The organism is Pantoea sp. SGAir0184, assembly GCF_043544755.1.
The window spans coordinates 3,906,028-3,925,811 of record NZ_CP028050.1 but is presented as its reverse complement, the minus strand read 5'-3'; the positions used below and the strand labels follow the sequence as shown (position 1 = coordinate 3,925,811).

Sequence of the window (19,784 nt, the reverse complement as noted above, 5' to 3'; positions counted from 1 at the left end):
CTGACTGCTGCCGTTTGCGCACCGTATTCGCGGATTTTTAGCGCCGTTGCAGTCAGTTACAACCCTTTTGCGACATGCTCTGGGGATTCCACCAGCGCCAGCAGCTGGTGGGTGGCCGCCTGCCAGTCTTCCGCCTGGGTAATCGCGCTGACCACGGCAATGCTGCCGACGCCAGTCGCCAGCACCTCCGGCACGCGTGCCAGCGAAATGCCGCCAATCGCTACGGTGGGAATGTGCTGCAGCCGCGCCAGATGGCGCTTCAGCTCGGCAATGCCCTGTGGCGCAGAGGGCATCTCTTTGGTTTGTGTCGGAAAGATGTGCCCGAGCGCAATATAGGACGGACGCAGCGCCAGCGCGCGATCCAGCTCGGCGTCATCGTGTGTCGACAGACCCAGGCGTAAGCCGGCGTGGCGGATAGCATCCAGGTCGGCCACATCCAGGTCCTCCTGACCAAGATGCACACCATAGGCGTTGTACTTAATCGCTAAGCGCCAGTAATCGTTGATAAACAGCCGCGCGCCGTACTGTTTGCCCAGGGCGATGGCATCGCGAACTGCGGCTTCAATCTGGCGATCATCGCCATCTTTGATGCGCAGCTGGAGGGTGCGCACGCCGGCTGCCAGCAGGCGTTCAATCCACAACACGCTGTCGACAACCGGATAGAGCCCCAGTTTTGGCGCGGTGGCAGGGAAGGCTTCAGTCATCATTTTTCCTCTTTCAGGGCATCGGCGGCGTGATACAGCTCGCCGCCACGGCTACGGAAGGCATCGGACATTTGCGCCATGCCCAGCGCTATCGGCTGGGCTTCCGCCTGCTGGCGGGCGGCAAATTCGCGCACTTCCTGGGTGATTTTCATTGAACAGAATTTGGGGCCGCACATGGAACAGAAGTGGGCCACTTTGCCGGATTCCTGCGGCAGAGTTTCGTCGTGATAGGCCCGCGCGGTATGCGGGTCGAGCGCCAGATTAAACTGATCTTCCCAGCGGAACTCAAAGCGAGCTTTCGACATGGCGTTGTCGCGGATCTGCGCGCCGGGATGGCCTTTAGCCAGATCGGCAGCGTGCGCGGCGATCTTGTAGGTAATCAGCCCCTGCTTAACATCCTCTTTATTCGGCAGGCCAAGGTGCTCTTTCGGCGTGACGTAGCACAGCATCGCGCAGCCAAACCAGCCGATCATGGCGGCGCCAATCCCGGAGGTGAAATGATCGTAGCCCGGCGCGATATCGGTCGTCAGCGGGCCCAGCGTATAAAACGGCGCTTCATGGCAGTGTTCCAGCTGCTCGGTCATATTGCGGCGGATCATCTGCATCGGCACGTGACCGGGGCCTTCAATCATGACCTGCACATCATATTGCCAGGCGATTTGCGTCAGCTCGCCTAAGGTACGCAGTTCGGCAAACTGGGCTTCGTCGTTGGCGTCCTGAATCGAGCCGGGACGTAAACCATCACCGAGCGACAGCGCGACATCATAGGCGGCGCAGATTTCACAGATTTCGCGGAAATGCTGGTAGAGGAAGTTTTCCTGATGATGTGACAGGCACCACTTCGCCATGATGGAGCCGCCGCGCGACACGATGCCGGTCAGCCGTTGTGCGGTCATCGGCACATAGCGCAGCAGCACGCCCGCGTGAATGGTGAAGTAATCAACGCCCTGCTCAGCCTGTTCCAGCAGGGTATCGCGGAAAATGTCCCAGTTAAGATCTTCTGCAATACCGTTGACCTTTTCCAGCGCCTGATAGATTGGCACCGTGCCGATCGGCACCGGACTGTTGCGCAAAATCCACTCGCGCGTTTCATGGATATAGCGGCCGGTCGACAGATCCATCACGGTATCTGCCCCCCAGCGCGTGGCCCACACCAGTTTTTCCACTTCCTCTTCAATCGACGAACTTACCGCCGAGTTGCCGATGTTGGCGTTGACCTTCACCAGAAAATTGCGGCCGATGATCATCGGCTCCGATTCGGGGTGATTGATGTTGGCAGGAATGATGGCGCGGCCGCTGGCCACTTCGGCGCGTACGAATTCGGCGCTGATATTCTCTGGCAGCTGCGCACCAAAGCCGTGGCCGGCGTGCTGCTGCAACAGCGTTGCACTGCGGATACGCTCACGTCCCATGTTTTCGCGCAGCGCGATAAACTCCATCTCCGGCGTGATGATGCCCTGACGCGCATAATGCAGCTGCGTGACGCGGCGACCCGCTTTGGCACGGCGCGGCAGCGGCAGGTGTTCAAAACGCAGATGATCCAGCCCGTCATCTGCCAGCCGCTGCTGACTGTAGCTTGAGCTGAGTGCGCTGATGGTTTCGCTGTCGTTGCGTTCGGCAATCCAGCCGGCGCGTAATTTTGCCAGACCCTGATGCACATTAATGGTCGCGTGGGGATCGCCATAGGCACCGGCAGTGTCATACACCGGTATCGGTTCATTTTCTGCGTATTGCGGATGATCTTTGCTGCCGCCGGTGTGCGTCGGGCTGAGCTGAATTTCGCGCATCGGGACGCGGATATCCGCGCGGCTGCCGCTGATCCAGATACGTTTGGAGTTAGGGAAGGCGGTTCCCTGGAGCGAATCGATAAATTTTTGCGCCTGCGCGCGTTGTTCACGACGTGAGGTTTTAGCATCAGACATAGCAAGTTTCCTGAAAACAAGGGGAAGCTGCTTGTCCGGAGTCCGGAAGGAGTAACAGAAACGGTGCGGGCGCCTGACTGCACCGTGCTGATCACATCTACTCTTGTTCCCTTCGCAGGTACTAACCTGATCAGGTTCCGCGGATCCCGAATTAACGGTCTCAGCCCCTAAGGGCACTCCGACAAGTTTACGTTTTACGCGATAAGCGACTTTACTGACTGTTGCACGCTGCGCTTATATCGCAAAGTTTGATTGTGTATTGTCGTTAAAAAAGACAATAAAAAAGCCCATTCAGCATAAAAGGGCTTTTCCTGAATAACAAGTCTTTTACAACTGCAGCGGTTCAGGCCGGACGAGCAATGGTGCTGTCATTGGCCACCGGCGGGCGCGCCAGCTGGTTATCCCAGGCGAGCTGAATCAGTTTGTCTTCCAGCGTAAAGCGTGACTCCAGCGCTTCGCCCACTTCTGACAGCGCCTGCTGGAAATCCACGCAGTTGTCGTCATTAATGGCCTGTTGCAGATGGCTGTCATACAGTTGCATCAGACGTTCAGTATTGCCTTCCAGCGCCGGATAGATCTGCGCCGCCGCAATCATCGGGCTGTCGCCGGACATCTCGCTGATGATGCGCTCGTAAACGCTGAAGTGGCCGGTAGAGAGATAGTCCACCAGACGATGGCAAAACGCATCCAGCGCCTGTTCATCCAGCGCGGTCAGCGCTTCTTTGTTCGGCTTCATGCCAATTAACTCGTAATAGGTGACGAGCAGCTGTCGACGGGCGCGCAACCATGAGTCGACTAATTCATTACCGCCACCTACACGCTCGGTCAGGTTATCTAACTGGGTAAGCATACGGGGCTCCAGGTGAGTTATAGTTGTTTATTACACACTTAACATCAGGATTTCAGCGTGCCATTTGACGCTAAGGACAACGATTAAGATGCAACGTGAGATCTCAAGCGTAGACGCTGGCTGGTGGATTGTCAGCTCTGCGCAGAAACTTTGGTTGCCGCAAGGCGAGTTGCCGCATGGCTTATCCGGCGAGTTTGGCCTGACCGGCAGCAGCGGCAGAGTGATTGGCGAGTGGCAGGGCGAAAACGTCTGGCTGGTATGCGAAGCGCGTCCGGACAATATGGCCTCGGTGCGCCAGCTGATTGACGAAGATGTCGGTCTGTTTCAGCTCGCCGGGCGCGGCGTGCAGCTGGCAGAGTTCTACCGTTCGCATCGCTGGTGCGGCTATTGCGGTCATGAGATGCAGCACAGCAAGCGCGAATTTGCCTGCCTGTGCAGCCACTGCCGCGAGCGCTACTACCCGCAAATCGCCCCCTGCATCATTGTGGCGATTCGTCGCGGTGAGGAGATCCTGCTGGCAAACCATGCGCGCCATCGCAACAGCATCTACACCGTGCTGGCCGGTTTTGTTGAAGTCGGCGAAACGCTGGAGCAGGCGGTGGCCCGTGAGGTGATGGAAGAGAGCAACGTGCGGGTAAAAAATGTGCGTTACGTAACTTCGCAGCCGTGGCCGTTCCCGCACTCGCTGATGATGGCGTTCATGGCGGAGTACGATGGCGGCGAGCTGCAGCACGATGGTAAAGAGCTGCTGGATGCTGGCTGGTATCGCTACGACGATCTGCCCCTGTTGCCGCCGCCGGGCACCGTGGCGCGCCGGCTGATTGAAGATACGGTTGCGCTGTGTCGCGCCAGCGCGGCGTGAAAATGCTACACTGCCGGCCTTAGCATGAGAGAGCCCATTATGAGTGAACTGAAGAACGATCGTTATCTGCGCGCCCTGTTACGCCAGCCGGTGGATATCACCCCGGTATGGATGATGCGACAAGCCGGGCGTTACCTGCCGGAATACAAAGCCACGCGCGCTGAGGCCGGTGATTTTATGTCGCTGTGTAAGAACGCGGAGCTGGCGTGCGAAGTCACCCTGCAGCCGCTGCGCCGCTATGCGCTGGATGCCGCGATCCTCTTCAGCGATATCCTGACCATTCCGGATGCGATGGGCCTGGGGCTCTACTTTGAGACCGGCGAAGGCCCGCGTTTCTCTCACCCCATCGCCTGCCGTGCCGATGTGGATAAACTACCGGTGCCGGATCCGGAGCAGGAGCTGGGTTACGTGATGAATGCGGTGCGCACCATCCGTCATAACCTCAAGGGCGAAGTGCCGCTGATCGGTTTCTCCGGCAGCCCGTGGACGCTGGCAACCTACATGGTAGAAGGCGGCAGCAGCAAGGCTTTCACCAAAATCAAGAAGATGATGTACGCCGAGCCGCAGACGCTGCACGCGCTGCTGGATAAGCTGGCAGAGAGCGTGATCCTTTACCTCAACGCGCAGATTAAAGCGGGTGCGCAGTCGGTGATGGTGTTTGATACCTGGGGCGGCGTGCTGACCGGGCGCGACTATCGCGAATTCTCGCTCTATTACATGCACAAAATCGTCGACAGCGTGCTGCATGAGAACGAAGGACGACGCGTGCCCATCACCCTGTTTACCAAGGGCGGCGGCCAGTGGCTGGAAGAGATGGCGGCCACCGGCTGTGATGCGCTGGGTCTTGACTGGACCACCGATATTGGCGAAGCGCGGCGCCGCGTGGGCGATAAAGTCGCGCTGCAGGGCAACATGGATCCGTCTATGCTGTATGCACCCCCTGCACGAATTGAGCAGGAAGTGGCGGGGATTCTGGAAGGCTTTGGCGCAGGCGAAGGCCACGTCTTCAACCTCGGTCACGGGATTCATCAGGATGTTCCGCCAGAGCACGCTGGCGCGTTTGTGGAGGCGGTGCATCGGCTATCACGACCATATCATCAGGGATAAGCATGGATTTAGCCGCACTACGACAGCAACAGGTACAGCTCGCCGCCAGCGTGGTGCGGCAGGATGATTTTGACGTACTGCCGCCGCGCTTTATTGGCGGCGCCGATGTTGGTTTTGAACAGGGCGGCGAGGTAACGCGCGCCGCCCTGGTGATCCTCGAATACCCTTCATTAACGCTGGTGGAGCATCGCATCGCGCGTGTCGCGACCACCATGCCTTACATTCCCGGTTTTCTCTCGTTTCGCGAAATTCCAGCGCTGCAGGCGGCGTGGCAGCAATTGTCGCAGCGGCCCGATCTGCTGTTCGTCGACGGCCATGGCATCTCTCATCCGCGCCGGCTGGGCGTTGCCGCGCATTTCGGCTCGCTGCTGGATGTGCCAACCATCGGCGTAGCGAAAAAGCGCCTGTGCGGCCGTTTCGCTGAGCCGGATGCGGCACCGGGCAGTCGTCAGCCGCTGATGGATAAAGGCGAGCAGATTGCCTGGGTGTGGCGCAGCAAGACGCGCTGCAATCCGCTGTTTGTCTCAACCGGCCACCGCGTCAGCCTCGATAGCGCACTGCACTGGGTTGAGGCCTGCATGGCTGGCTACCGCTTGCCGGAGCCAACGCGCTGGGCCGATGCCGTGGCATCTGGCCGTCCCGCTTTTGTGAAGTGGCAAAATGCGCGCTAACGCTGTTTGTGCGCGGCTTTTGCGGTACACTGCCGCCAGCTAATCTACCGAGAGTAAGTTTGATGTTACAGAACCCCGTCCATTTGCGTCTGGCGAAGCTGGAAAGCTGGCAGCACATGACCTTTATGGCCTGTCTGTGCGAGCGGATGTTCCCCAATTACTGGGCCTTCTGTCAGCAGACCGAGTTTGCCGATCCGCAGCTCTATCGCCGCATTCTCGACCTGGTGTGGGAAAGCCTGACGGTGAAGGATGCCAAAATCAATTTCGACAGCCAGCTGGAGAAACTGGAAGCGGCGATCCCAAACGGTGACGACTTTGACGTTTACGGCGTGCACCCGGCGATTGACGCCTGCGTGGCGCTGAGTGAACTCCTGCACGCGCAGCTGAGCGGTGAAACGCTGGAGCACGCCATCGAAGTCAGCCGCACGTCGATCACCACCGTGGCCATCCTCGAAATGACCCAGGCTGGTCGCGAAATGAGCGACGAAGAGCTGCGTGACAACCAGGCGGTAATTGACGAATGGGACCTGCAGTGGGAGATTTTTCGCCTGCTGGCAGAGTGCGAAGAACGGGACCTGGAGCTAATCAAAGGACTACGTGCAGACCTGCGTGAAGCCGGAATCAGTAACATCGGTATAAATTTTCAGCAATAAGGCGAGAAAACGTGACTTCAGGCCCGAATTACCGCGCCTGGAGGCTTCACATCAGCCCCCTGTCTGGTCTACATTTGGGGGGCTGAAAATTGTGGCTATCGGTGCGTGCAGGCTGAAGAGTGCCAGAATATGGCTTTTCCCTCGCACTCGTTGCTTAGCAAGCGATAAATACACTTTAAGGATAACTTATGAACAAGACTCAACTGATTGATGTGATCGCAGAGAAAGCGGACCTGTCTAAAACCCAGGCTAAAGCTGCGCTGGAATCTACCCTGGCTGCGATCACTGAGTCTCTGAAAGAAGGTGATGCTGTACAACTGGTTGGTTTTGGTACTTTTAAAGTGAACCACCGCGCTGAGCGTACCGGTCGCAACCCGCAGACTGGCAAAGAGATCAAAATCGCTGCAGCTAACGTGCCAGCGTTCGTCTCTGGTAAAGCACTGAAAGACGCTGTTAAGTAAGTTTTCCGCATCGCGGTTTAGCTTTAAAAGAGGGGCGATTTCGCCCCTTTTTGTTACCGGGGCCTGCTATGCTGAACATTTCTCCTCAGCGCCTCTGCGCCATCCTCCTCGGGATATTACTCACCGGCTGCAGTGCCACTCCCGATCTTCCGGCCTTCACCGCCAGCGGCTATCTGTCTGACCGTGGCACGGTGCGAATCTGGCGTAAAAACGGCGACCACGAAGCCGTCCATCTGCGTACTGTCTATACCCCTTTCAATGGCGATAGCCGGGAAACTACCGACTATATCTGGCAGGCGGATAAACTGCTGAGTGTGGAACGGCACGTCACTGGCCAGCAGCCGGACGACGTAACCCTGCGTTTCGACCATCAGGGCAACCTCAATTTTATGCAGCGACAGCTGGCTGGCCGGCGTGAAGCCGTCAGCGCCGACAGCGTCGAGCTGTACCGGTTTGACGCGCAGCGCATGCTGGCGCAGAGCAATGCACTGCTGAGTGGTCGGGTACTGTTGCGGCAGGGGCACTGGCAGGGCGGTACGCAGGTTCGTGACTGTGAGGGGCAGCAGGTGAATGTGGCGTTCGATCGCGACACGCTGGCAACGCTGTATCGACAGCAGCAGGGGCAGCAACAGCCGATTACCCTGTCGTGGCTGGAAGCGCCAGAGGGGATTCAGCTGCTGCGTGCCACGCCGGAAGATGAGTGCCGCTGGCAGCCGAAAGAGGCTGATTTTTAGCGGCGACCGGCTGGCCGCCGCCGGGGGCTTACTTGCGGTTAATCGCGCGGTAACCAATATCATTACGGCAGAAGCTGCCGTTCCATGAGATGTGCTGCGCCAGCGCGTAGGCATTCTTCTGCGCTGCCGCCACATCTTCACCCAGCGCAGTCACGCACAGTACGCGACCGCCGCTGGTCACCACCAGATCATCTTTCAGGGTGGTGCCGGCATGGAATACCTTCCCGTCCGGTACGTCTTCCAGCGGCAGACCGTGGATCTGATCGCCCGTGTTATAGTCGCCCGGATAACCGCCAGCGGCCAGCACCACGCCGAGTGACGGGCGCGGATCCCATTGTGACTGCTGCTGATCGAGCTTGCCGTCGACAGCGGCGAGGCACAGCGCGACCAGATCCGACTGCAGGCGCAGCATGATCGGCTGCGTTTCCGGATCGCCGAAGCGGCAGTTGAATTCGATCACCTTTGGCTGACCGGCTTTGTCGATCATCAGACCGGCATACAGGAAACCGGTGTAGGTGTTACCTTCCGCTTTCATGCCGTTGACGGTTGGCCAGATGATCTGATCCATCACGCGCTGGTGGATCTCATCGGTCACTACCGGTGCCGGTGAGTAAGCGCCCATGCCACCGGTGTTCGGGCCGGTGTCGCCGTCGCCAACACGTTTGTGATCCTGGCTGGTGGCCATCGGCAGGACGTTATCGCCGTCCACCATCACGATGAAGCTGGCTTCTTCACCATCAAGAAACTCTTCGATGACGATGCGGTGACCTGCGTCGCCGAACGCATTGCCGGCCAGCATGTCCTGCACCGCCGCTTCCGCTTCGGCCAGCGTCATGGCGACGATGACGCCTTTACCCGCGGCCAGACCGTCCGCTTTGATGACGATCGGCGCGCCTTTCTCACGCAGGTAAGCCAGCGCGGGTTCCACCTCGGTGAAGTTCTGGTATTCCGCCGTCGGGATCTGCTGGCGGGCAAGGAAATCTTTGGTGAAGGCTTTTGAGCCCTCCAGCTGCGCGGCCGCCTGCGTCGGGCCAAAGATTTTCAGGCCGGCAGCGCGAAACGCATCGACTACGCCAATCACCAGCGGCGCTTCCGGTCCGACGATGGTCAGGTCGATGTTTTCCTGCTGCGCAAACGCCAGCAGTGCCGGAATATCGGTGGCGCTGATGGCCACGTTCTGCAGGGCCGGCTCCAGCGCGGTACCGGCGTTGCCTGGCGCAACAAATACGGTTTCTGCCAGCGGCGACTGTGCTGCTTTCCACGCCAGCGCGTGTTCACGTCCACCATTACCAATCACTAAAATTTTCATCGTTACGGCTCCAGGCTATTAATGGCGGAAATGACGCATGTCAGTGAAGATCATCGCGATGCCATGCTCGTCGGCGGCAGCAATCACTTCATCATCGCGGATGGAACCGCCCGGCTGGATCACACAGGTGATGCCCACTGCCGCCGCAGCATCAATGCCATCGCGGAACGGGAAGAAGGCGTCGGAAGCCATGGCGGAACCCTTCACCTCCAGTCCTTCGTCAGCGGCTTTGATGCCGGCAATTTTGGCAGAGTAAACGCGGCTCATCTGGCCCGCGCCAATACCGATCGTCATGTTGTCGCGTGCATACACAATGGCGTTGGATTTAACGAACTTCGCCACTTTCCAGCAGAACAGCGCGTCACGCAGTTCCTGTTCGGTCGGCTGACGTTGGCTGACAACGCGCAGCTGGCTGGCATCGACCATACCGAGATCGCGATCCTGAACCAGCAGGCCACCGTTGACGCGTTTGAAGTCGAGACCGGCCACGCGGCTCTGCCACTGACCGCACACCAGAACGCGGACGTTCTGTTTGGCTGCGGTCACGCGCAGTGCCGCTTCACTGGCCGATGGCGCAATAATGACTTCCACGAACTGACGGCTGATGATCGCCTGGGCGGTCGCTTCATCCAGCTCACGGTTAAAGGCGATGATGCCGCCGAACGCCGAGGTCGGATCGGTTTTATAAGCGCGCTCGTAGGCGGCAAGAATTGAATCGCCTGCGGCGACGCCGCATGGGTTAGCGTGCTTGACGATAACGCAGGCTGGCTCGCTGAACTCCTTGACGCACTCCAGTGCCGCATCGGTATCGGCAATATTGTTGTAGGACAGCGCTTTGCCCTGCAGCTGCTGTGCGGTGGCGACTGACGCTTCGCTGACTTGCTCTTCAATATAGAAAGCAGCGTCCTGATGGCTGTTCTCGCCGTAACGCATATCCTGCTTTTTAATAAAGTTGAGGTTCAGGGTGCGCGGGAAGCGGCCGGCCGGCGCGGTGCTTTCGCCGTGATAGGCCGGTACCAGGCTGCCAAAGTAGTTGGCAATCATGCTGTCGTAAGCGGCGGTGTGTTCGAAGGCTTTGATGGCCAGATCGAAACGGGTTTCCAGCGTCAGGGAGTTTTCGTTGGCATCGAGCTCCGCGATGATCGCGTCGTAGTCACGGCTCTTTACCACGATCGCCACGTCTTTGTGGTTCTTGGCTGCCGAGCGCACCATGGTGGGGCCGCCGATATCAATGTTCTCAACGGCATCTTCCAGGCTGCAGTCGGCTTTCGCCACGGTCTGGGCAAAGGGATAGAGGTTCACCACCACCATGTCGATAGGATTGATGGCGTGCTCGGCCATGATGGCATCATCGGTACCGCGACGGCCCAGAATGCCACCGTGCACTTTTGGGTGCAGCGTTTTGACGCGTCCATCCATCATTTCCGGGAAACCGGTGTAGTCAGAAACTTCCGTGACGGGCAGGCCGGCATCTGCCAGCAGGCGCGCGGTGCCACCTGTGGAGAGCAGCTCAACACCACGATGGGAGAGGGCCTGAGCAAATTCGAGGATACCGGCTTTGTCAGAGACACTGAGCAGAGCGCGGCGTACAGGACGACGTTGTTGCATGGTGGTTTTATCCCTTGGCTTTGTTTCGCGTAAATAAGAGCGTTACATCAGGCTTAACTTTCTCTCTCTATATAGAAGAGAACATTTACCTCAGGTAACGCCCCAAAAGGGGCATCCTTGACGTCGCGGGGCATTGTAGCGAAAACGTTTGCGCGATGCTCGCCTAAATTTATTACCGGTTGCAGATGTGGATAACTTTGTGTGTAACCGGGTATAAGGCGGGGTTTTGCTGTGGAATGCAGCGAACGATTGTTTTTATTGAATTTAGCGGTTGCGCGTGCCGAACAACTCCCTATAATGCGCCTCCATCGACACGGCACAACGACTTACGGAATGCGGTGTAGACAGGAAGCTTCGTTAAGAACTTCCGCCGGAGAAAAACGCTGAAAAAAGTGTTTGACTCTGAAGGAGGAAAGCGTAATATACGCCACCTCGCGACAGCAGGCCGAACGCCGCGTCGCACCGCTCTTTAACAATTTATCAGACAATCTGTGTGGGCACTCGCAGGATTGATATCACAAGCCTACGGGCTTTAAAAAATATCAAGTCTTTGCTGAGTGAACACGTAATTCATTACGAAGTTTAATTCACAGAGCATCGCTGCACTCGTTGCAGCAAATCAAACTTTAAATTGAAGAGTTTGATCATGGCTCAGATTGAACGCTGGCGGCAGGCCTAACACATGCAAGTCGAACGGCAGCACAGAAGAGCTTGCTCTTTGGGTGGCGAGTGGCGGACGGGTGAGTAATGTCTGGGAAACTGCCCGATGGAGGGGGATAACTACTGGAAACGGTAGCTAATACCGCATAACGTCGCAAGACCAAAGTGGGGGACCTTCGGGCCTCACACCATCGGATGTGCCCAGATGGGATTAGCTAGTAGGTGGGGTAATGGCTCACCTAGGCGACGATCCCTAGCTGGTCTGAGAGGATGACCAGCCACACTGGAACTGAGACACGGTCCAGACTCCTACGGGAGGCAGCAGTGGGGAATATTGCACAATGGGCGCAAGCCTGATGCAGCCATGCCGCGTGTATGAAGAAGGCCTTCGGGTTGTAAAGTACTTTCAGCGGGGAGGAAGGCGGTGAGGTTAATAACCTCGCCGATTGACGTTACCCGCAGAAGAAGCACCGGCTAACTCCGTGCCAGCAGCCGCGGTAATACGGAGGGTGCAAGCGTTAATCGGAATTACTGGGCGTAAAGCGCACGCAGGCGGTCTGTTAAGTCAGATGTGAAATCCCCGGGCTTAACCTGGGAACTGCATTTGAAACTGGCAGGCTTGAGTCTCGTAGAGGGGGGTAGAATTCCAGGTGTAGCGGTGAAATGCGTAGAGATCTGGAGGAATACCGGTGGCGAAGGCGGCCCCCTGGACGAAGACTGACGCTCAGGTGCGAAAGCGTGGGGAGCAAACAGGATTAGATACCCTGGTAGTCCACGCCGTAAACGATGTCGACTTGGAGGTTGTGCCCTTGAGGCGTGGCTTCCGGAGCTAACGCGTTAAGTCGACCGCCTGGGGAGTACGGCCGCAAGGTTAAAACTCAAATGAATTGACGGGGGCCCGCACAAGCGGTGGAGCATGTGGTTTAATTCGATGCAACGCGAAGAACCTTACCTGGCCTTGACATCCAGAGAACTTAGCAGAGATGCTTTGGTGCCTTCGGGAACTCTGAGACAGGTGCTGCATGGCTGTCGTCAGCTCGTGTTGTGAAATGTTGGGTTAAGTCCCGCAACGAGCGCAACCCTTATCCTTTGTTGCCAGCGGTTCGGCCGGGAACTCAAAGGAGACTGCCGGTGATAAACCGGAGGAAGGTGGGGATGACGTCAAGTCATCATGGCCCTTACGGCCAGGGCTACACACGTGCTACAATGGCGCATACAAAGAGAAGCGACCTCGCGAGAGCAAGCGGACCTCATAAAGTGCGTCGTAGTCCGGATTGGAGTCTGCAACTCGACTCCATGAAGTCGGAATCGCTAGTAATCGTAGATCAGAATGCTACGGTGAATACGTTCCCGGGCCTTGTACACACCGCCCGTCACACCATGGGAGTGGGTTGCAAAAGAAGTAGGTAGCTTAACCTTCGGGAGGGCGCTTACCACTTTGTGATTCATGACTGGGGTGAAGTCGTAACAAGGTAACCGTAGGGGAACCTGCGGTTGGATCACCTCCTTACCTGAAGATACTTTCCCGCGAAGTGCTCACACAGATTGTCTGATGAAAAAGTAATGAGCAAAGCGTCTTACGAAAGAGACTTCAGTGTCCCCTTCGTCTAGAGGCCTAGGACACCGCCCTTTCACGGCGGTAACAGGGGTTCGAATCCCCTAGGGGACGCCACTTGCTGGTAATGAGTGAAAGGCGTTACCGATAATACTTCAGAGTGTGCTGATTAAGCATGCTGCGAAGTATTTGCTCTTTAACAATCCGGAACAAGCTGAAAATTTGAAACGACGCGTCGCGTTCATTCTCCGTAATAAGAATGAAATTGACGATGCGTTCGGGTCTCTCAAATGCTTGCAGTCTGCAGCGTTGCAAAACGTCTGTGGGTTGTGAGGTTAAGCGACTAAGCGTACACGGTGGATGCCCTGGCAGTCAGAGGCGATGAAGGACGTGCTAATCTGCGAAAAGCGACGGTAAGGTGATATGAACCGCTACAGCCGTCGATGTCCGAATGGGGAAACCCAGTGTGTTTCGACACACTATCGTTAACTGAATACATAGGTTAACGAGGCGAACCGGGGGAACTGAAACATCTAAGTACCCCGAGGAAAAGAAATCAACCGAGATTCCCCCAGTAGCGGCGAGCGAACGGGGAGCAGCCCAGGACCTGAATCAGCTTGTGCATCAGTGGAAGCGTCTGGAAAGTCGCGCGATACCGGGTGACAGCCCCGTACACGAAGATGCATGAGCTGTGAGTCCGACGAGTAGGGCGGGACACGTGGTATCCTGTCTGAACATGGGGGGACCATCCTCCAAGGCTAAATACTCCTGACTGACCGATAGTGAACCAGTACCGTGAGGGAAAGGCGAAAAGAACCCCGGCGAGGGGAGTGAAACAGAACCTGAAACCGTGTACGTACAAGCAGTGGGAGCCTACTTGTTAGGTGACTGCGTACCTTTTGTATAATGGGTCAGCGACTTATATTCTGTAGCAAGGTTAACCGCATAGGGGAGCCGAAGGGAAACCGAGTCTTAACCGGGCGTTAAGTTGCAGGGTATAGACCCGAAACCCGGTGATCTAGCCATGGGCAGGTTGAAGGTTGGGTAACACTAACTGGAGGACCGAACCGACTAATGTTGAAAAATTAGCGGATGACTTGTGGCTGGGGGTGAAAGGCCAATCAAACCGGGAGATAGCTGGTTCTCCCCGAAAGCTATTTAGGTAGCGCCTCGTGAACTCATCTCCGGGGTAGAGCACTGTTTCGGCTAGGGGGCCATCCCGGCTTACCAACCCGATGCAAACTGCGAATACCGGAGAATGTTATCACGGGAGACACACGGCGGGTGCTAACGTCCGTCGTGAAGAGGGAAACAACCCAGACCGCCAGCTAAGGTCCCAAAGTCATGGTTAAGTGGGAAACGATGTGGGAAGGCACAGACAGCCAGGATGTTGGCTTAGAAGCAGCCATCATTTAAAGAAAGCGTAATAGCTCACTGGTCGAGTCGGCCTGCGCGGAAGATGTAACGGGGCTAAACCATGCACCGAAGCTGCGGCAGCGACACTATGTGTTGTTGGGTAGGGGAGCGTTCTGTAAGCCGCTGAAGGTGTGCTGTGAGGCATGCTGGAGGTATCAGAAGTGCGAATGCTGACATAAGTAACGATAAAGCGGGTGAAAAGCCCGCTCGCCGGAAGACCAAGGGTTCCTGTCCAACGTTAATCGGGGCAGGGTGAGTCGACCCCTAAGGCGAGGCTGAAAAGCGTAGTCGATGGGAAACAGGTTAATATTCCTGTACTTGGTGTTACTGCGAAGGGGGGACGGAGAAGGCTAGGTTATCCGGGCGACGGTTGTCCCGGTTTAAGCGTGCAGGTGTGAAGACCAGGCAAATCCGGTCTTCTTTAACACTGAGGCGTGACGACGAGCCGCCACGGCGGTGAAGTAACTGATGCCCTGCTTCCAGGAAAAGCCTCTAAGCTCCAGGTAACACGAAATCGTACCCCAAACCGACACAGGTGGTCAGGTAGAGAATACCAAGGCGCTTGAGAGAACTCGGGTGAAGGAACTAGGCAAAATGGTGCCGTAACTTCGGGAGAAGGCACGCTGGCGCGTAGGTGAGGGGACTTGCTCCCGGAGCCGAGGCCAGTCGAAGATACCAGCTGGCTGCAACTGTTTATTAAAAACACAGCACTGTGCAAACACGAAAGTGGACGTATACGGTGTGACGCCTGCCCGGTGCCGGAAGGTTAATTGATGGGGTTATCCGCAAGGAGAAGCTCTTGATCGAAGCCCCGGTAAACGGCGGCCGTAACTATAACGGTCCTAAGGTAGCGAAATTCCTTGTCGGGTAAGTTCCGACCTGCACGAATGGCGTAATGATGGCCAGGCTGTCTCCACCCGAGACTCAGTGAAATTGAAATCGCTGTGAAGATGCAGTGTACCCGCGGCAAGACGGAAAGACCCCGTGAACCTTTACTATAGCTTGACACTGAACATTGAGCCTTGATGTGTAGGATAGGTGGGAGGCTTTGAAGCGCGGACGCCAGTCTGCGTGGAGCCAACCTTGAAATACCACCCTTTAATGTTTGATGTTCTAACGTAGGCCCGTAATCCGGGCTGCGGACAGTGTCTGGTGGGTAGTTTGACTGGGGCGGTCTCCTCCCAAAGCGTAACGGAGGAGCACGAAGGTTGGCTAATCCTGGTCGGACATCAGGAGGTTAGTGCAATGGCATAAGCCAGCTTGACTGCGAGAGTGACGGCTCGAGCAGGTGCGAAAGCAGGTCATAGTGATCCGGTGGTTCTGAATGGAAGGGCCATCGCTCAACGGATAAAAGGTACTCCGGGGATAACAGGCTGATACCGCCCAAGAGTTCATATCGACGGCGGTGTTTGGCACCTCGATGTCGGCTCATCACATCCTGGGGCTGAAGTAGGTCCCAAGGGTACGGCTGTTCGCCGTTTAAAGTGGTACGCGAGCTGGGTTTAGAACGTCGTGAGACAGTTCGGTCCCTATCTGCCGTGGGCGCTGGAGAATTGAGGGGGGTTGCTCCTAGTACGAGAGGACCGGAGTGAACGCACCGCTGGTGTTCGGGTTGTCATGCCAATGGCACTGCCCGGTAGCTAAGTGCGGAAGAGATAAGTGCTGAAAGCATCTAAGCACGAAACTTGCCCCGAGATGAGTTCTCCCTGACCCTTTAAGGGTCCTGAAGGGACGTTGAAGACGACGACGTTGATAGGCCGGGTGTGTAAGCGCAGCGATGCGTTGAGCTAACCGGTACTAATGACCCGTGAGGCTTAACCTTACAACGCCAGAGGCGTTTTGGTCCGAGAGACCGGAGAATTTTCAGCTTGTGACGGATAAAGAATCAGCTTTGTTCTGCGGACGCGAGTCCGGAGGATTTTGCGCTGAGGCGAGGCGGCAAGCGAAGGAAAGGAAGGAGCATACACGAGTATGTGACTGACTTTGCGAGCGCAGCCAACGCGGCATCAGTGCGAAAGACGCGGGACAGGGCACAAAGAATTTGCCTGGCGGCAACAGCGCGGTGGTCCCACCTGACCCCATGCCGAACTCAGAAGTGAAACGCCGTAGCGCCGATGGTAGTGTGGGGCCTCCCCATGCGAGAGTAGGGAACTGCCAGGCATCAAACCAGTGAAGAAGCCCCGGACGAAAGTCCGGGGCTTTTTTACGTCCGTACCCGGCAAATTTCCTGCCAAAAAACCCCTCCATAACGACTTATTTAACCCTGAAAAAATTCTAACGCGCTCTTTTCCCGACCTTATTGCTGCTGCTCACCGCGCGGCGCTCGCGGCTATTGCCGTTCAATGCTGAAACATTTTCATAAACCGCATGAAGACTCGACATCCAGCGGCAGCCAGGCTAATCTCGGGCATCTGGATGTCTAAACGTTTATATGGTTATCAGCAAGAGGTCAGCAGGTTATGCCAATCAGGATCCCCGACGAATTACCGGCAGTGAATTTTTTGCGTAATGAGAATGTCTTTGTCATGACCTCATCGCGCGCCAGTGTTCAGGAGATTCGTCCGCTTAAAGTGTTGATCCTTAACCTGATGCCTAAAAAAATTGAAACGGAAAACCAGTTTCTGCGCCTGCTCTCTAACTCGCCGCTGCAGATCGATGTCCAGCTGTTACGCATCGACAGTCGCGAGTCGCGCAACACACCAAGCGAGCATCTGAACAACTTCTACTGCAACTTCGACGATATCGCTAACGATAACTTTGACGGCCTGATTGTCACCGGCGCGCCGCTGGGGCTGGTTGATTTCAATGATGTTGCCTACTGGCCACAGATTCAGCGCGTGCTGCACTGGGCGAAAGAGCACGTCACTTCTACCCTGTTTGTTTGCTGGGCGGTGCAGGCGGCGCTTAACATCCTGTATGGCATTCCTAAACAGACGCGACAGAACAAGCTTTCTGGCGTCTATGAGCATCAGATCCTTCATCCACACGCGCTGCTGACGCGCGGTTTTGATGACAACTTCCTGGCGCCGCATTCACGTTATGCTGATTTCCCCAGCCAGCTGATCCGCGACTACACCGATCTCGAGCTGTTTGCCGAATCGGAAAGCACCGGTGCCTATCTGATGGCGAGTAAAGACAAACGCCTGGCGTTTGTCACTGGCCATCCGGAATATGACGCTCTCACGCTGTCGGGTGAGTACCATCGGGACTACGAGGCCGGCCTGCACCCTGAGGTACCGTTCAATTACTTCCCGCAGGACAACCCGGAATTGCCGCCGCGCGCCACCTGGCGTAGCCACGGCAATCTGCTGTTCTCCAACTGGCTCAACTACTACGTCTACCAGATTACGCCATTCGATCTGCGCCACATGAATCCAACGCTCGAGTAAAACGCCTGCTAACAACGCGTTTAAACCTGCCGTGACAGCCGCGTGTTGTCGCGGCTTTTTTTTGCCTTTTTCCTATGATGGAACGTATTGCCTTTATTTCGTGAGATTAAATTACAGTTAAATCAGATAAATAAAATCAAATAAACACTAAAATGGAAATAGTTTTTGAAATTAAAATAAAAATGATTATGCTCTGATCTTGCCGGTTAAAAAACACCCTACAGCCCGATCCTGTTGTTAGAAAAAGGATCAAACCAGGAGGCAGCCCGCATGACAGACACGGTTATCAGCCCGACACTGACCTTTAGCCAGCCCTTTACCCACGCGGAGAAGCAACTGCTGACGCCCGAAGCCATTGATTTCCTGCACTCGTTGGTAGTGCGCTTTGCACCCGAGCGCGAGCGTCTGCTGAAAGCGCGTCAGCAGGGCCAGCAGCGCTACGATCAGGGGGCGTTGCCAGACTTCGATTCGGAAACCGCTTCCATTCGGCAAAGTGACTGGCAGGTGAGGCCCATTCCTCAGCTACTGCGCGATCGCCGCGTCGAAATTACCGGTCCGCCAGATCGCAAAATGGTGATCAACGCGCTGAACGCTAACGTCAAAGTGTTCATGGCCGATTTTGAGGATTCGCTGGCACCGACCTGGCAAAAACTGCTTGATGGCCAGCTGGCGCTGCGCGATGCGGTTAACGGCACGCTGAGCTTCACCAGCGAAAACGGCAAGATCTACCAGTTACGATCCGATCCGGCGCTGCTGATGTGCCGGGTTCGCGGCTTACATCTGGATGAGAAGCATGTTGAGTGGCGCGATCGGGCCATTCCCGGCGGGTTATTCGACTTTGCGCTCTATCTGTTTCACAACGTCACCGCGCTGCTGGAGAAGGGCCACGGTCCGTGGTTCTATCTGCCGAAAACCGAGCATGCGGCGGAAGTGGCATGGTGGCGGGAAATCTTCCGTTTCAGTGAAGATCGTTTCGATCTGCCGCGCGGCACCATCAAAGCCACGGTACTGATCGAGACGCTACCCGCGGTATTCCAGATGGATGAGATCCTGTGGGAACTGCGCGATCACGTAGTTGGCCTCAACTGTGGTCGCTGGGATTACATCTTCAGCTATATCAAAACGCTGGGCCAGCATGGTGACCGCATTCTGCCGGATCGTCAGCAGATCAGCATGGACCAGCCGTTCCTCGAGGCTTATTCGCGCCTGCTGATCAAAACCTGCCACCGGCGCGGTGCGCTGGCGATGGGCGGCATGTCGGCGCTCATCCCGGCCAAAGACGCTGAACGCAACGCCTGGGTGATGCAGAAAGTGCAGGAGGATAAGGCGCGTGAAGCGGGCAACGGCCATGACGGTACCTGGGTCGCGCATCCTGGCCTGGCAGACATCGCCATGGCGGAGTTTGACCGCCAGCTGGGCGATCGCCCCAATCAGCTGCACGTCAGTCGTGAACAGGATACGCCGATCACCGCCGAGCGCCTGCTGCGCCCGTGCCGCGGTCAGCGCACCGAAGCCGGGATGCGCGCCAACATCCGCGTTGCGCTGCAGTATCTGGAAGCGTGGATCAGCGGCAATGGCTGCGTGCCTATTGATGGGCTGATGGAGGATGCCGCTACCGCGGAGATTGCCCGCACCTCCATCTGGCAGTGGATTCACCACAAGCAAATCCTCAGCGATGGTCAGCTGGTGACCGCCGCGCTGTTCGAACAGTTTCTTGATGAAGAGCTGGCGGCCCTGCGCCACAGCCAGGGTGACACGCGCTTTGACGCCGGTCGCTATAAAGATGCGGCTGCGCTGATGGCGCAAATCACCACCGACGAACAACTGGTTCCTTTCCTCACCCTGCCGGGCTACCGCCTGCTGCCCTGACTCTGGAGATACTG

At 56.7% G+C, this 19,784-nt stretch carries 13 protein-coding genes, 1 tRNA gene, 3 rRNA genes and 1 riboswitch; of the genes, 12 read left to right on the top strand and 5 right to left on the bottom strand.

Features of this window, described 5'->3' with window-relative positions; translation table 11 throughout:
- Window positions 1-56: 56 nt before the first annotated feature.
- The 3 genes from thiE to C1N60_RS18555 form a co-directional block, all read right to left on the bottom strand.
- A complete protein-coding gene (thiE, locus tag C1N60_RS18565) occupies window positions 57-704 on the bottom strand; it encodes a thiamine phosphate synthase (RefSeq protein WP_211727511.1) in 648 nt (215 codons plus the stop codon).
- Entirely contained in the window at window positions 704-2,626 is a 1,923-nt protein-coding gene (thiC, locus tag C1N60_RS18560; protein ID WP_262256575.1) for a phosphomethylpyrimidine synthase ThiC, read from the bottom strand. The genes thiE and thiC overlap by 1 nt, the downstream gene beginning before the upstream one ends.
- Window positions 2,627-2,716: 90 nt before the next feature.
- Window positions 2,717-2,817: riboswitch (TPP riboswitch) on the bottom strand.
- 152 nt (window positions 2,818-2,969) lie between these two features.
- A complete protein-coding gene (locus C1N60_RS18555; protein WP_021508199.1) occupies window positions 2,970-3,476 on the bottom strand; it encodes an Rsd/AlgQ family anti-sigma factor in 507 nt (168 codons plus the stop codon).
- Window positions 3,477-3,564: 88 nt separating this feature from the next.
- Here C1N60_RS18555 and nudC point away from each other — a divergent pair, with 88 nt between their 5' ends.
- From nudC to C1N60_RS18525, 6 genes are all read left to right on the top strand, one after another.
- Window positions 3,565-4,338: an NAD(+) diphosphatase gene (gene nudC, locus C1N60_RS18550; RefSeq protein WP_021508198.1), complete on the top strand. Its 774-nt coding sequence runs from the start codon at window positions 3,565-3,567 to the stop codon at window positions 4,336-4,338.
- A 39-nt stretch (window positions 4,339-4,377) separates the two neighbouring features.
- Complete coding sequence (gene hemE, locus C1N60_RS18545; protein WP_058769978.1) at window positions 4,378-5,445, top strand: uroporphyrinogen decarboxylase; 1,068 nt, start codon at window positions 4,378-4,380, stop codon at window positions 5,443-5,445.
- A gap of 2 nt (window positions 5,446-5,447) precedes the next feature.
- Window positions 5,448-6,116 (top strand): deoxyribonuclease V, encoded by a 669-nt coding sequence (gene nfi, locus C1N60_RS18540; RefSeq protein ID WP_394521180.1) that lies wholly within the window; start codon window positions 5,448-5,450, stop codon window positions 6,114-6,116.
- 62 nt (window positions 6,117-6,178) lie between these two features.
- On the top strand, window positions 6,179-6,769 hold the full coding sequence (locus C1N60_RS18535) for a YjaG family protein (protein ID WP_058758906.1): 591 nt from the start codon (window positions 6,179-6,181) through the stop codon (window positions 6,767-6,769).
- Window positions 6,770-6,957: 188 nt separating this feature from the next.
- The gene (gene hupA / locus C1N60_RS18530; protein WP_006121511.1) at window positions 6,958-7,230 is read left to right on the top strand and encodes a nucleoid-associated protein HU-alpha; all 273 of its coding nucleotides are present in this window, start codon (window positions 6,958-6,960) and stop codon (window positions 7,228-7,230) included.
- A gap of 68 nt (window positions 7,231-7,298) precedes the next feature.
- On the top strand, window positions 7,299-7,964 hold the full coding sequence (locus tag C1N60_RS18525; RefSeq protein WP_394521179.1) for a DUF1481 domain-containing protein: 666 nt from the start codon (window positions 7,299-7,301) through the stop codon (window positions 7,962-7,964).
- 28 nt (window positions 7,965-7,992) lie between these two features.
- Here the strand turns inward: C1N60_RS18525 and purD are convergent, their stop codons facing one another.
- Both purD and purH read right to left on the bottom strand, forming a co-directional pair.
- Window positions 7,993-9,273 (bottom strand): phosphoribosylamine--glycine ligase, encoded by a 1,281-nt coding sequence (gene purD / locus C1N60_RS18520; RefSeq protein ID WP_021508193.1) that lies wholly within the window; start codon window positions 9,271-9,273, stop codon window positions 7,993-7,995.
- Window positions 9,274-9,291: 18 nt separating this feature from the next.
- On the bottom strand, window positions 9,292-10,881 hold the full coding sequence (gene purH / locus C1N60_RS18515) for a bifunctional phosphoribosylaminoimidazolecarboxamide formyltransferase/IMP cyclohydrolase (protein ID WP_394521178.1): 1,590 nt from the start codon (window positions 10,879-10,881) through the stop codon (window positions 9,292-9,294).
- Between the two features lie 628 nt (window positions 10,882-11,509).
- Between purH and C1N60_RS18510 the strand changes: the two genes are divergently transcribed.
- The 6 genes from C1N60_RS18510 to aceB all read left to right on the top strand — a co-directional run bounded on the left by C1N60_RS18510 (window position 11,510) and on the right by aceB (window position 19,770).
- Window positions 11,510-13,051: ribosomal RNA gene (locus C1N60_RS18510) — 16S ribosomal RNA — on the top strand.
- A gap of 86 nt (window positions 13,052-13,137) precedes the next feature.
- Window positions 13,138-13,213 (top strand) — tRNA-Glu (locus C1N60_RS18505).
- A gap of 216 nt (window positions 13,214-13,429) precedes the next feature.
- Window positions 13,430-16,334, top strand: a 23S ribosomal RNA gene (locus C1N60_RS18500).
- A gap of 222 nt (window positions 16,335-16,556) precedes the next feature.
- Window positions 16,557-16,672, top strand: a 5S ribosomal RNA gene (gene rrf / locus C1N60_RS18495).
- The 16S, 23S and 5S rRNA genes sit together here with 1 tRNA gene alongside, the layout of an rRNA operon.
- Before the next feature lie 299 nt (window positions 16,673-16,971).
- On the top strand, window positions 16,972-17,901 hold the full coding sequence (gene metA, locus C1N60_RS18490; protein ID WP_031279798.1) for a homoserine O-acetyltransferase MetA: 930 nt from the start codon (window positions 16,972-16,974) through the stop codon (window positions 17,899-17,901).
- A gap of 270 nt (window positions 17,902-18,171) precedes the next feature.
- On the top strand, window positions 18,172-19,770 hold the full coding sequence (gene aceB, locus C1N60_RS18485; protein ID WP_394521177.1) for a malate synthase A: 1,599 nt from the start codon (window positions 18,172-18,174) through the stop codon (window positions 19,768-19,770).
- Window positions 19,771-19,784: the final 14 nt, after the last annotated feature.